Raw genomic sequence first — 13695 nt, forward strand, 5'->3', positions numbered from 1 at the left:
GCGCAGCCCAGCGGGGATAAATCCCCTCGCCACAACTGTGTTCTCAGCCGAAATCCGGGGCAGATCAGACAATCCACTTCTTGTCGCCAGTGAAGCTGATGGTCAGCCACCGCGCCGCATCCGGCTTGCCCAACTGCGCCGAAATCTGCTCGCGCAACGCGTCCAGCTGCGTGACATTGCGCAGCGGATAATCCGCCGGCAACACCACATGAATTTCGATGAACCGCGCCCGACCGTGCTTTTGCACGTAGGACACATAATCGTCGAAACCATGCTCGACCTTCGCTGCGTCCATGACCTGACGCACCTGTTCATCGAGGACGTCCGGGGCAATCCCCAGCACATCGCGTAACGCCGGGCCGAGGATCTTGAACGCCGGCGGCAACATGGTCAGCGCCAATACGATCAGGATCAGCGGGTCGACATACACCGCCCACTCGCCGTAGCCCTGGGACTTGAGCAACAGCGCCGCAAGGAAACTGATCAATAACCCCACCGAAAGCATCGCGTCGACCAGCCAACTGATGTTGTCGAACTGGATCAGGCTGGATTTGAGTTGGCGATTACGGTGGCGCACGTAGAAGAAATAGGCGAACTCGACCACCGTAAACACCCCGGCATAAACGATCACCAGACCCAACTCGATCTCACGCCCTCCGTTGATGATGCCGAACACGCCGTTGAGAAACGCGTAGATGGCGATCAACAGCAGGAAACTGCCTTCGATCAGCAGCACCATCGGTTCCAGGTGCCAGAAACCGAACTGGAAGCGCTGATTGCTTTGTTTGGCGATCAACCTGGCGGTGATCAGCATCAGGACTTTGATGAAGGTTGCGATCAGCGAAAAAAAACCATCGAACAGGATGGATTGCGAACCTGAAACAAAACCGGTGACGATCCCGGCGATCGCCACGGCAAACATCAGAATGGTCGATTGTTTGAGCAGTGTCTGCTCACCTCGGTTACTCACTTTGACTCCTCGAAAAACCTGAAACACCGCAGGGTGCGGTGGGGTTGTTGCGAGGGGAGTTTACCTTATCAGCGGTTTTCGCCCGATTATGTGGCGAGGGAGCTTGCTCCCGCTGGACTGCGCAGCAGGCCCTGCTTCTTGCTGAATTGAAGAGCAGAGGCGCTTCGCACCCCAGCGGGAGCAATCTCTGGCCACAGGATCAGGTATCAGGCCTTGTTACGTTCGATGGCAAACCCGGCCCAGGTCTGGCTCACCGGCATCAGTTCCAGGCTGTTGATGTTGATGTGCGCCGGGGTGTTCATCACCCAGAAAATCGTCTCGGCGATGTCCTGCGGCTGGATCGGCTCGGCACCGGCATAGGTCGCGTTATAGCGCTCCTGGTCACCGGCAAACCGTACCAGCGAGAACTCGCTTTCGCACAGGCCGGGTTCGATGTTGCTGACCCGCACGCCGGTGCCTTGCAGGTCGCAACGCAGGTTCAGCGAGAACTGTTTGACGAACGCTTTGGTCGCGCCATACACGTGGCTGCCCGGATACGGATAGTTGCCCGCGATGGAGCCGAGGTTGACGATACCGGCGCCACGCCCATGAGCAATCAAGCGCGGCAGCAGCAGGCGGGTGGCGTACATCAGACCTTTGACGTTGGTATCGACCATGGTGTCCCAATCGTCCAGATCGCACTTCGGCGCCGGGTCCACGCCCAGCGCCAGGCCGGCGTTGTTGATCAGGCCGCGCAGTTTGGCGAACGATGGCGGCAGGTTGGCAATCGCCTCCTCCATCGCTTTACGGTCACGCACGTCGAGAACCAGACCGTGCACTTCAGTCTGCTTCGACAGTTCGGCACACAGGGCACTGAGGCGTTCCTCACGACGACCGGTCAGCACCAGTTTCCAGCCGGCCTCGGCAAAACGACGGGCACAGGCTTCACCAAAACCGGAGGTCGCACCGGTGATAAACAGGGTGTTGGACATCGTGTTCTCCTTGCTTCGGCCACCGCGGCGGCCCTTGGAATAGAAAATCAGCAGGCAGCATGCCCGCCCTCGCATTCACGGGCAACACCTACAATCTGTACAAAAAACGACCAACCGCGCCAACGCCATAGCGACCGTGGCCTGTAGCCATGTGCACGCATGTTATCCACAGTCTGCTCCACAGTTTTCGGGGGCAAGTGCAACGGCGCCAAGCCGCGCCCCACAAGGCTTTGCGGGCGAAATGCAAAGTTTTTTGCTTGACCCTGAGGCAATGGATGTGCGGGACATGGCATTTTGCACGACCGATGGCTCAACATCGTGATCGCGCGAGGCCAGCAATTACGGCCCTCAGCGCAGTCTTTCCAGAGTTTAATCACAGACTTATCCACAGGCTCGACTACCCGCGAGCAGGCCGGTCAGCCGCCCTATAAAAAGGTTGACAATAGCGCCTAACGCTTGCTTGAAATCGCCCGATCAAAAAACAACCACAACCCTGAAAGCCTTGTGCCATAAGGCCTGCGACCACATACACCCACGTTATTCACAGCCAGCTCCACAGCAAACGGGGACAAGTCAAAACTGTGGAAAAACAGCCGTTTGCAGCGTCTATATGTCGCGCTTTGGCAGGTTGGGGAATTTGTTTTCCACAATTGCGAGATCCGGCGCAGATCAACTGTGGGAGCGGGCTTGCTCGCGAAAGCGGTATGTCGGATAGCACTGTGTTTATTGACCCACCGCCTTCGCGAGCAAGCCCGCTCCCACAAGGAATTGGTGGTGGACTTGGGATAAAAAAGCCCCGGGACTTTCGTCGCCGGGGCTGTGTATAACAGCGGAAAAACTCAGTGCCCGCCCAGATAGGCGTTACGCACTTCCTCGTTCACCAACAGTTCCTGGCCGGTGCCGCTCAGGCGAATCTCGCCGTTGACCATCACGTACGCCCGATCCGACAACTTCAGCGCATGGTTGGCGTTCTGCTCGACCAGAAAGATCGTCATGCCGGTTTTCGCCAGCTCACGCAGTGTCGCAAAAATCTGTTTCACCACGATCGGTGCCAGTCCCAGGCTCGGCTCATCGAGCAGCAACAGCTTCGGCCGGCTCATCAACGCACGGGCGATGGCGAGCATTTGCTGCTCGCCACCGGACATGGTCATCGCCCGTTGCGTACGCCGTTCTTCGAGCCGTGGAAACAGCTCGAACATGCGCTGCATGTCCTCTTTGGCGTACTTGTCGCCAATCGGGATGGTGCCCATCAACAGGTTTTCCTCGACGGTCATGTCAGGGAACACCCGCCGTCCTTCCGGCGATTGCGCGATGCCGTTGGAAGCGATGTAGTGCGATGACTTGTGGGTAATGTCGACGCCTTGATAGAGGATCTGCCCGCCCGCCGCCCGTGGCTGGCCGAAGATCGACATCAGCAACGTCGATTTACCCGCGCCGTTGGAGCCGATCAGGCTGACGGTTTCGCCTTCGTTGATCTGCAGCGAAACGCCTTTGAGCGCCTGGATCGGGCCGTAGAACACATCGAGGTTTTTCAGTTCGAGGATCGCTTGGCTCATACCAGTTCCTCTTCGTCGGCGCCCAGATAGGCCGCAATCACTTTCGGGTCGTTGCGGATCGCTTCCGGTCCGCCCTCGGCGATGACGATGCCGTGGTCAAGAACCACGATGTGATCGGAAATGCTCATGACCATGCCCATGTCGTGTTCGATCAGCACCACGGTCAGATCGTGCTCGTCGCGCAGCAGCCGGATCATCGCGCTCAGCGCTTCGGTTTCCTGAGGGTTGAGGCCGGCGGCCGGTTCGTCGAGGCAGATGATCTGCGGCCGTGTGCACATGGCCCGAGCGATCTCCAGACGGCGTTGTTGGCCGTACGAGAGTTCACCGGCCAGACGGTTGGCGCAGTCCACCAGATCGACCACTTCGAGCCAGTAGAACGCGACATCCAGCGCATCGCTCTCGGCCTTGCGATAGCCCTTGGTGTTGAGAATACCGGCGAGCATGTTGCGGTTGACCCACATGTGCTGCGCGACCAGCAGGTTTTCCAGCACCGACATTTCCTTGAACAGGCGAATGTTCTGAAAAGTCCGCGCCAGACCTGCACGGTTCACCAGGTGAGTTCCGCCGAACATTTTGTAGTACATGCGGCTGAGGAAGGATTTCGGCGAAACGAAATCGGTCGGCTTGAACGACTCGCCCAGCAGCTGGATGACGTTGGTCTGCTGGCCGCGCACGTTGAGTTCGATCTTGCCGCCCGTGGCCTTGTAGAACCCGGTCAGGCAGTTGAACACCGTGGTCTTGCCGGCGCCGTTCGGGCCGATCAGGGCGAAGATCGAGTTGCGTTTGACCTTCAGGCTGACATCGCTCAAGGCCTTGATGCCACCGAAATGCATCATCAGTTTTTCAACAGAGAGTACGACTTCACTCATGGCGCAGTCCTCTCGTAGTGAATGGCACCTTTGCGTGGTTTGACCCCGGAACGGCTGATACGGATCAGCCCGCGTGGTCGCCAGATCATCATCAACACCATCAGAATGCCGAACAGCAGCACGCGGTATTCAGCGAAGCCGCGCAGCAGTTCCGGAGCGACGGTGAGCACGAACGCGGCGATGACCACGCCAATGGTCGAGCCCATGCCGCCGAGCACGACGATGGCGAGAATCAGCGCCGATTCGAAGAAGGTAAACGACGTTGGGTTGACGAAGCCTTGATAGGTGGCGAAAAACACCCCGGCCAGACCCGCCGTCGACGCACCGATGGTAAACGCCGAGAGTTTGACCAGCACGTGGTTGAGGCCCATCGAGCGACAGGCGATCTCGTCCTCACGCAGGGCTTCCCAGGCGCGGCCCACCGGCATTTTCACCAGGCGATGCTTGACGTACAGCACCGCCAGCACCACCAGGAACAACACCGCGTAGATGAAGTAATACTTCACGTCGGGGTTGTAGGCGATGCCGAAGAACTCGTGAAACGGCACCCCGCCATCCTTGGCGCGCTTGCCGAACTCCAGACCGAAAAAGGTCGGCAGTGGCGCCGGCATGCCGTTCGGTCCGCCCGTCAGCGACAGCCAGTTGTTGAGCACCAGACGAATGATTTCACCGAAGCCCAGGGTCACGATTGCCAGATAGTCACCGTGCAGGCGCAACACCGGGAAACCCAGAATGCAACCGGCCAGGCCCGCCGTGATCGCTGCCAATGGCAACACTGTCCAGAAGCCCAGGCCCAGATACTGGTAACCCAGCGCCAGACCGTAGGCGCCGATGGCGTAAAACGCCACGTAACCCAGATCGAGCAGGCCGGCCAGCCCGACCACAATGTTCAGCCCCAGCCCCAGCAGCACGTAGATCAAACCGAGGATGACCACACCGAGCAGGTAGGAGTTGGAAACAAACGGCACGATGATCGCCAGCACAATGATCAGCGGGATGATCCAGCGCAGCCGCGATTTGTAATCCGCCGGCAGCACGTGAACGCCGGAACCGCTGCTCTCGAATCCGTCGAGGATCTTCAGGCCCTTGGGCGTTTGCAGGAACAGGCTGAGGGCAAAGCGACCGGCCATGACGATGGCTATGATCCACGCCACGCGGGTCGCTTCGAGGTTGAAGCTGTAGCCGTCAAGTACGACACCGACAATCGGCCCGAACACGATCAGCGCAATCAGGCCAGCCAGAATCGCCTCGACCAGGCTTTTTTTGATATCGATGGATTTTTCAGTGGTTGCAGACATCGCTTACACCTTCGACACAAGAGGACGGCCCAACAGGCCCTGCGGCCGGAAGACCAGTACGAGGACGAGCAGCGAGAAGCTGAACACGTCTTTGTAGTCGGAGTTGACCAGACCGGAGAACAGCGACTCGGAGATGCCGAGGATGATCCCGCCGAGCATCGCGCCGGGCAGTGAACCGATACCACCGAGGACCGCCGCGGTGAACGCCTTGATGCCGATGATGAAGCCGGCATAGAAGTCGAACGTGCCGTAGTTCATGGTGATCAGCACACCCGCCAGTGCCGCCATGGCTGCACCGATGATGAACACGTAGGAAATTACCCGGTCGGTGTTGATCCCCAGGATCGAGGCCATCTTGCGGTCTTGCTGGGTCGCGCGGCACATGCGGCCGAGCTTGGTGTATTTGATGATGTAGGTCAGCAGTCCCATGCCGACGAACGCGGCGATCAGGATGAAGACTTTGGTGTAGGTCAGTTGCACGAAGCCGGTTCCGACTTCAACACGCCAGGCACCGGTCAGCAGCGTAGGCACGCCCTGTTGTTTGGCGCCCTGGGCGATCTGTGCGTAGTTCTGCAGGATCAGCGAGATACCGATGGCGCTGATCAGCGGCGCCAGCCGGGTGGAGTTGCGCAGGGGTTTGTAGGCGACTCGCTCGATGACCCAGCCATACACCGCCGTGACGACGATGGTGAAGATCAACGTGCCGAGCATCAGCAGCGGGAAGGATTCGATACCGAAGTACGCCAGCAGAGCCAGACTGATTGCCGCCAGGTAAGCGGAAATCATGTAAACCTCGCCGTGGGCGAAGTTGATCATGCCGATGATGCCGTAGACCATTGTGTAGCCGATGGCGATCAGGCCATAGACCGACCCGAGGGTCAGGCCATTGACCAGTTGCTGCAGGAAAATACCATCCATAACGCAATCTCACGCAGTGAGAACCTGCGCACCGGGGCGCGCGGTTCTTCTAGGAAAAATACAGATGTACGTCGGAGCAATGTCGGAGAGCGACCAGCCCGTTCGCCACTGAATCCTGTGGGAGCTGGCTTGCCAGCGATAGCGGTGGATCAGCCAACTTGTGTGCCGATTGATCTGACGCCATCGCGGGCAAGCCCGCTCCCACAGGGTTTCAAGTGAGCCGAGTGATCGCCTCAGCCCTTACTTCTGCTTTTCCAGCTGGTGGTATTTGCCATCCTTGTCCCACTGGTAAACCACGTAGTCGGAGATTTTCAGGTCGCCCTTGGCATCCCAGGTCTTCTCGCCCATCACGGTTTTCACCGGGTTGGCCTTGAGCCACTTGGCAGCCGCTTCGCCGTCGTTTTTCTTGGCACCGTTGAAGGCTGCCGCCAGGGTTTGCACCGAAGCGTAGGCGTACAGGGTGTAGCCCTCAGGCTCGGTACCGGCCTTGCGGAACGCATCCACTACGGTTTTGCTGTCTGGCAGCAGGCGCGGGTCGGCGCCGAAGGTCATCAGCACGCCATCGGTGAATTGCGGGCCGCCCGCGGTGGTGACGAGTTCGTCGGTAACGATGCCGTCATCGGACATGAACTTGACGTCTTTGAGGCCTTGTTCACGCAGTTGACGAACCAGTGGACCGGCTTCCGGGTGCAGGCCACCGAAGTAGACGACATCGGCGCCAGCGCCACGGATCTTGGTGACGATGGTGCTGAAGTCTTTCTCGCCACGGGTCAGGCCTTCGTACAGCACCGGCTTGACGCCGCGTTTTTCCAGCTGTGCCTTGGTGGCGTCCGCCAGGCCTTGGCCGTAGGTGTCCTTGTCGTGCAGCACGACAACTTTTTTGCCTTTGAGCATGTCGACGATGTAGTCGCCGGCAACGATGCCTTGCTGGTCGTCACGCCCGCACATACGGAACATGGCGCTCAAGCCACGCTCGGTGACTTGCGGGTTGGTCGAGCCCGGGGTGATCGCGATGATCCCGGCTTCGTCGTAGATTTCCGAGGCGGGAATGGTCGAGGAGGAGCAGAAGTGACCGACCACGCCGGCGACTTTCTGGTTGGTGAGGTCTTTGGCGACCGTCACCGCCTGCTTCGGTTCGCAGGCGTCATCGCCTTTGACCAGGACGATTTTTTCCCCGTTGACACCACCTGCCGCGTTGACCGCGTCGGCCGCCGCCTGTGCACCCTTCATGTACTGCTCGCCAAATGCCGCGTTGGCACCGGTCATCGGACCCGCTACACCGATCTTGATATCAGCTTGAGCAAACGCAGAAACACCCAGCGCAGTAGCCACTGCGAGGGCCAGAAAGCCTTTCTTGTAAAACGTCTGGGACATGAGGTGGTGCTCCAAGGTTTTTTTTAGTTGGCACTGCGACTTCACTTCACTCAAAGCTCAGAGCAAGGCCCGTGCCATCGGTTTTTTATTCGGCAAAAAGTCGCTGTGTTGTTGTTATTTCGACTGTTTCGTTCCCATTTTCATTGGGCGTGCAACCGTCTAAACCGCGGAAGGTGAAACCATTTATTTTTTCAGGCGCAACCCGCACGCGCCATCATTGCAACCGCAGCGGCAAACGACGTGCAACCAGCCTGTAACAGCCCGCGTCACCGAACTGCACACTGCTGGTGCGAGACTGCTACAACCCGCACCATTACAGGCTAGTCGCTCGATGCAAAAGCGCCGCTCGCGGCAACAAATTTCAACACTCAAATGACAATGCGCAGGCACTGGCCCGCGTGATACAGCGAAAATCCGGCCTCGTACAGGCAACTGCGCAGGCCAGCGCCCGCCAAGGGCTGCATCGGTGCAAAGGGAATCGGCAGTGCTTGTGGATCGCCGTTGCACAGGTAATCGGCGAAGGCCTTGCCAACCACGGTGCCGGTCGTCACGCCACGACCGTTATAACCGGTAACGGCCACCAGCCCAGGCGCCGGTTCGAACAGGCGCATCAGATGATCAGGGGTGAATGCGATGCGTCCGGTCCAGGTGCATTCCCACTCGACCGGCTTCAGATTGGGGAAGTAATGTTGCTGCACCCGGTCGGCCCAGGCCTTGAGAAACCAGGTCGGTTTCTGGTTGCCATTGCCCAGACTGCCGAGTAACAGACGGCCGTCCTTGTCGCGACGAATGCTGCTCAGCACCTGACGGGTATCCCATGAGCCCTGCCCGCCGGGGAGAATCGCCTGCGCGGCGTCCTCGGTGAGCGGCACCGAGGCGACCTGATAGTAATAACCGGGGAAAAAATTGCGCTTGAGCTCGGTCCAGTCGCCTTCGGTGTAGGCATTGGAGGCGATGACCACTTGTTCGGCGAGCACCGAACCCTGCCCGGTCTGCACCGACCATTGCTGGCCGACGCGTTCGAGTCGAGTCACAGCAGAATGGTCGAACATCTGCCCGCCGAGACCGATGACCGCGTTCGCCAGGCCAGTCACGTACGCCATCGGATTGAGCGTGCCGGCGCGGCGATCCAGCAGCGCGGCGGCGATCTTCTGCGTGCCGGTGGCTTGTTCGCAGGACTTTCCGGTGAGCAATTCAACCGGTGCACCACGGCGTTTCCATTGCTGCTCGCGACTGCGCAAGTCGGCCTCGCCCTTGGCGTTGTGCGCCATGTGCAAGGTGCCTTCGCGGCGCAACTGGCAATCGATGCCGTACTTGTCCACAAGGCTGAACACCAGCGCCGGCGCCGCGCCGAGCATGCGGTTGAGCTGACTGCCGACCGCCTCGCCAAAACCGGCTTCGATCTCGTCCGGAGGAATCCACATGCCGGCATTGACCAGCCCGACGTTGCGCCCGGAGCCGCCGTTCCCTGCGCGATGAGCCTCCAGCACGCAGACGCTTTTGCCTTTTTCCAACAGATGCAGCGCCGCCGACAACCCGGTGAACCCGGCACCGATCACGCAGACATCGACCTTGACCTCGCCCCTGAGCGCCGAATTATCCGGCCGTTGTGGCGTGAGCTTTTCCCACAGACATTCTTCGCGTAACGGCATTGCCAAGCTCCTGTCGGAGCAGCCGCAAGCCACAAGCTACAAGCTGCAAGCCGGTCTGCTTGACGCTTGTAGCTTGAAGCTTGTAGCTGCTTAATCGAATGTGATGCCCTGCGCCAACGGCAATTCCAGCGAATAGTTGACGGTGTTGGTCTGCCGGCGCATGTACGCGCGCCAGGCATCGGAGCCGGATTCGCGACCGCCGCCAGTCTCTTTCTCGCCACCAAACGCGCCGCCAATCTCGGCGCCGCTCGGGCCAATGTTGACGTTGGCAATCCCACAGTCGCTGCCGACCGCCGACATGAACTGCTCGGCCTCGCGCACGTCGGTGGTGAAGATGCACGATGACAGGCCTTGCGGCACAGCATTGTTCAGGCGCAGCGCTTCTTCAAAATCGCTGTAGCCGACCACGTAAAGAATCGGCGCGAACGTTTCGTTGCAGACCACGTCGCTCTGCTCGGGCATTTCGACGATGGCCGGCGAAACGTAATAGGCATTGGGAAACTGCTCTTGCAGTTGACGCTTGCCGCCGAACACCCGCCCGCCTTCGCTCAGTGCCTGCTCCAACGCATCCTGCATGTTCTCGAAGCTGTGCTTGTCAATCAGCGGGCCGACCAGATTGCCTTCCAGCGGATGGCCGATGCGCACTTTCGAGTAGGCAGCCTTGAGGCGCGTGACGATTTCTTCCTTGACCGATTCGTGAGCGATCAGTCGACGCAAGGTCGTGCAGCGTTGCCCGGCGGTGCCGACAGCGCTGAACAGAATCGCGCGCACGGCCATGTCCAGATCGGCACTCGGGGCGAGGATCATCGCGTTATTGCCGCCCAGTTCGAGAATGCTGCGGGCGAAGCGCGCGGCGACTTTCGGCGCTACTTCGCGGCCCATGCGCGTGCTGCCGGTGGCGCTGATCAGGGCGACACGCGGATCATCGACCAGTGCTTCGCCGGCATCGCGACCGCCGATCACTACCTGGCAAAGGCTCGCCGGTGCATCGCTGAAATTCTTCACTACGCGATCAAACAGCGCCTGACAGGCCAGCGCGGTCAGCGGGGTTTTCTCCGAGGGTTTCCACACCACCGGGTTGCCGCAGACCAGCGCCAGCGTGGTGTTCCACGCCCACACCGCGACCGGAAAGTTGAACGCGCTGATCACCCCGACCACGCCGAGCGGATGCCAGGTCTCACGCATGTGGTGGCCCGGTCGCTCGGAGGCGATGGTCAGACCGTACAACTGGCGCGACAGGCCGACGGCGAAGTCGCAGATGTCGATCATCTCCTGCACTTCACCCAGACCTTCCTGGGTGATCTTGCCGGCTTCCCAGGAAACCAGCTCGCCCAGATCGTTCTTGTATTCGCGCAGCACTTCACCGAATTGACGCACCAACTCGCCGCGACGCGGTGCCGGTACCCTGCGCCACTGCTCGAATGCATGATCGGCGCGACTGATGTGCTGCTCGACTTCGGCGGCGCCTTCCCAGTTCACCGAGGCAATGCAGCTGCCGTCGACAGGCGAATGCACCGGCACTTTGCCGTTCTGGTACAGGGCCGGGTTCACCCCCAGACGATCAAGCAATGCGGCAACCATGGGTCTCTCCTTACGCAAAAACAGTAGGTGTGCGGCCATTCTTTCCATGGCCGGGCAGGCCTTTAGTTGTAGCGTCACCAGGGCGATGCAACAAACGACCTTTACGCCAGATATCATTCCGTTTATTCATGCTGCGTGTAGAAAGACAATAAAAAGGACTGGCCATGCTGAACAAACGCCACTTGCCCTCAATCACTGCGTTGCAGTGCTTCGAAGCGGTGACCCGGCACCTGAGTTTCACCCGCGCCGCCGAAGAGCTGAACCTGACCCAGAGTGCGGTGAGCAAACAGGTCGCTCAGCTTGAAGAATTGTTGCAGCACTTGCTGTTCCGCCGCGTGCGTCGCCGCTTGCAAATGACGCCGACCGGGGATTTGTACTTGGTGGAAGTCAGGAAAATCCTTTCTCAGGTGGAAATGTCGACCCATTACCTGCGTTCCTACGGCGGCGAGACCGAAGTCCTGCGCGTCTCCACGCCATCGACCTTCGGCGCTCGCTGGCTGGTGCCACGTCTGAAGGGCTGGCGCCTGCGCCACCCGTCGATTCATCTGGATTTGTGCAACGAGCAGGAAGCGGATGATCTGTTGCAGGGGCGCAGTGATCTGGCGTTCTATTTCGGCCAGGCATCGCGACCGGGCACGGAATGCCTGAAACTCTTCGGAGAAGAACTGGTGCCGGTCTGCGCACCCGGTAGCCTGCCCGACACGCCTTTCACTGATCCGACGCAACTCACCGATCTGGTGCTGCTGCAAAATGCCTCGCGCCCCCAGGCCTGGCACGACTGGTTCGACAGTCAGGGCTACCACACCGAACACAGCTACCACGGGCCGCGTTTCGAAACCTTTTATATGTGCATTCGGGCCGCACAAGTCGGCTGTGGTGTGGCGCTGCTGCCACGGTTTCTGGTGGAGGAGGAATTGGCCGAGGGCAAACTGGTCATACCCTGGCAACACGCCATGCCCAGCAGCGACGCCTATTACCTGGCCTACCCGGAACACGCGGCGGAAGTGCCGAAGGTGCGCGACTTCGTCAAATGGATGCTGGAGCAAATCGATAGCCCGGCTTGAAACCGACCTGGCCCTTTTTGTGGGAGCGGGCTTGCTCGCGAAAGCGGTGTATCAGTCGATGCAAGAGTGGCTGGTTTACCGCATTCGCGAGCAAGCCCGCTCCCACAGTGGATCTGCGGTGTTCTGAAAAAATGCTGGCAATCCCCACCGCTGATATGCGCCACTAGCGCCATCGATATAGACCGCGCAAGGCGCGGCGCAACTGGAGACCCGTTTATGAGCGAGAGTGTGTTTGCCGATCGCATCGTGCAGAACCTGCTCGACACCGACTTCTACAAGCTGACGATGATGCAGGCGGTGCTGCACAACTACCCCAACGTCGAAGTCGAATGGGAGTTTCGCTGCCGCAACGCCGAGGATCTGCGCCCGTACCTGGCCGAGATCCGCCATCAGATCGAGCGTCTGGCCGAGCTGAGCCTGAGCGCCGATCAGTTGAGTTTTCTCGAGCGCATCACTTTCCTGAAACCGGATTTCCTGCGTTTTCTCGGTCTGTTCCGCTTCAACCTGCGCTACCTGCACACCGGTATCGAGAACGGCGAGCTGTTCATCCGCCTGCGCGGTCCGTGGCTGCATGTGATTCTCTACGAAGTGCCGCTGCTGGCCATCGTCAGCGAAGTGCGCAACCGCTATCGCTACCGCGACACGTCTCTGGAGCAGGCACGCGAACAGCTTTATCGCAAGTTCGACTGGCTGACCGCCAACGCTTCGGCCGATGAACTGTCGCAACTGCAAGTCGCCGATTTCGGCACGCGTCGGCGCTTTTCCTTTGGTGTGCAGGCGGAAGTGGTCAACGTACTCAAGCACGATTTCCCGGGGCGTTTCGTCGGCACCAGCAACGTGCATCTGTCTCGCGAGCTGGACATGAAACCGCTGGGCACCATGGCCCATGAATGGATCATGGCCCACCAGCAACTCGGCCCGCGGCTGATCGACAGCCAGATTGCCGCGCTCGATTGCTGGGTGCGCGAGTACCGTGGCCTGCTCGGCATCGCCCTCACCGACTGCATCACCACCGATGCGTTTCTCGGCGATTTCGATTTATTTTTCGCCAAGCTCTTCGACGGCCTGCGCCATGACTCCGGGGACCCGGTGGCCTGGGGCGAGAAGTGCATCGCGCACTATCACAAGCTCGGCATCGACCCGATGAGCAAGACCCTGGTGTTCTCCGACAGTCTGACGCTGCCGAAATCGTTGGAGATTTTCCGCGCGCTGCACGGTCGCATCAATGTGAGCTTCGGCATCGGTACCAACCTGACCTGCGACATTCCGGGTGTCGAACCGATGAGCATCGTGCTTAAAATGACCGCCTGCAACGGCCAGCCGGTGGCGAAGATCTCCGACGAGCCAGGCAAGACCCACTGCAAAGATCCGAATTTCGTCGCCTATTTGCGACACGTGTTCCAGGTTCCTGCCGAATCCAGTCTATCTAGCAAGGAGTGAAT

The 13695-nt window shown here is 59.7% G+C and carries 11 protein-coding genes; 2 read left to right on the top strand and 9 right to left on the bottom strand.

All coding sequences use genetic code 11. The annotated features are described in order from the left end of the window. Positions 1-64: 64 nt before the first annotated feature. The 9 genes from HU743_RS20575 to HU743_RS20615 all read right to left on the bottom strand — a co-directional run bounded on the left by HU743_RS20575 (position 65) and on the right by HU743_RS20615 (position 11189). Positions 65-970, bottom strand: a complete 906-nt coding sequence (locus HU743_RS20575; RefSeq protein ID WP_186650898.1) for a cation diffusion facilitator family transporter — start codon at positions 968-970, stop codon at positions 65-67. A 206-nt stretch (positions 971-1176) separates the two neighbouring features. Further along, complete coding sequence (locus HU743_RS20580) at positions 1177-1941, bottom strand: SDR family oxidoreductase (protein ID WP_186650900.1); 765 nt, start codon at positions 1939-1941, stop codon at positions 1177-1179. A gap of 839 nt (positions 1942-2780) precedes the next feature. Continuing rightward, complete coding sequence (locus HU743_RS20585; protein ID WP_186621662.1) at positions 2781-3497, bottom strand: ABC transporter ATP-binding protein; 717 nt, start codon at positions 3495-3497, stop codon at positions 2781-2783. Further along, positions 3494-4366, bottom strand: coding sequence for an ATP-binding cassette domain-containing protein (locus HU743_RS20590; RefSeq protein WP_016771916.1), 873 nt, complete (start codon positions 4364-4366; stop codon positions 3494-3496). The genes HU743_RS20585 and HU743_RS20590 overlap by 4 nt, the downstream gene beginning before the upstream one ends. Continuing rightward, a complete protein-coding gene (livM, locus tag HU743_RS20595) occupies positions 4363-5664 on the bottom strand; it encodes a high-affinity branched-chain amino acid ABC transporter permease LivM (protein WP_186650902.1) in 1302 nt (433 codons plus the stop codon). The genes HU743_RS20590 and livM overlap by 4 nt, the downstream gene beginning before the upstream one ends. Positions 5665-5667: 3 nt before the next feature. Continuing rightward, positions 5668-6582, bottom strand: coding sequence for a branched-chain amino acid ABC transporter permease (locus HU743_RS20600; RefSeq protein ID WP_041480712.1), 915 nt, complete (start codon positions 6580-6582; stop codon positions 5668-5670). 240 nt (positions 6583-6822) lie between these two features. Next, on the bottom strand, positions 6823-7956 hold the full coding sequence (locus tag HU743_RS20605) for an ABC transporter substrate-binding protein (protein WP_186650904.1): 1134 nt from the start codon (positions 7954-7956) through the stop codon (positions 6823-6825). A 368-nt stretch (positions 7957-8324) separates the two neighbouring features. Next, complete coding sequence (locus HU743_RS20610) at positions 8325-9608, bottom strand: FAD-binding oxidoreductase (RefSeq protein ID WP_186650906.1); 1284 nt, start codon at positions 9606-9608, stop codon at positions 8325-8327. A 90-nt stretch (positions 9609-9698) separates the two neighbouring features. After that, positions 9699-11189, bottom strand: a complete 1491-nt coding sequence (locus HU743_RS20615; protein ID WP_186650908.1) for an aldehyde dehydrogenase family protein — start codon at positions 11187-11189, stop codon at positions 9699-9701. Between the two features lie 164 nt (positions 11190-11353). Between HU743_RS20615 and HU743_RS20620 the strand changes: the two genes are divergently transcribed. Continuing rightward, positions 11354-12253 (top strand): LysR family transcriptional regulator, encoded by a 900-nt coding sequence (locus HU743_RS20620; RefSeq protein ID WP_186650910.1) that lies wholly within the window; start codon positions 11354-11356, stop codon positions 12251-12253. Positions 12254-12469: 216 nt separating this feature from the next. After that, a complete protein-coding gene (gene pncB, locus HU743_RS20625; protein ID WP_186650912.1) occupies positions 12470-13693 on the top strand; it encodes a nicotinate phosphoribosyltransferase in 1224 nt (407 codons plus the stop codon). Positions 13694-13695 lie beyond the last annotated feature (2 nt).

The organism is Pseudomonas sp. SWRI99 (assembly GCF_014270125.1).
GTDB classification, from domain to species: domain Bacteria; phylum Pseudomonadota; class Gammaproteobacteria; order Pseudomonadales; family Pseudomonadaceae; genus Aquipseudomonas; species Aquipseudomonas hamedanensis.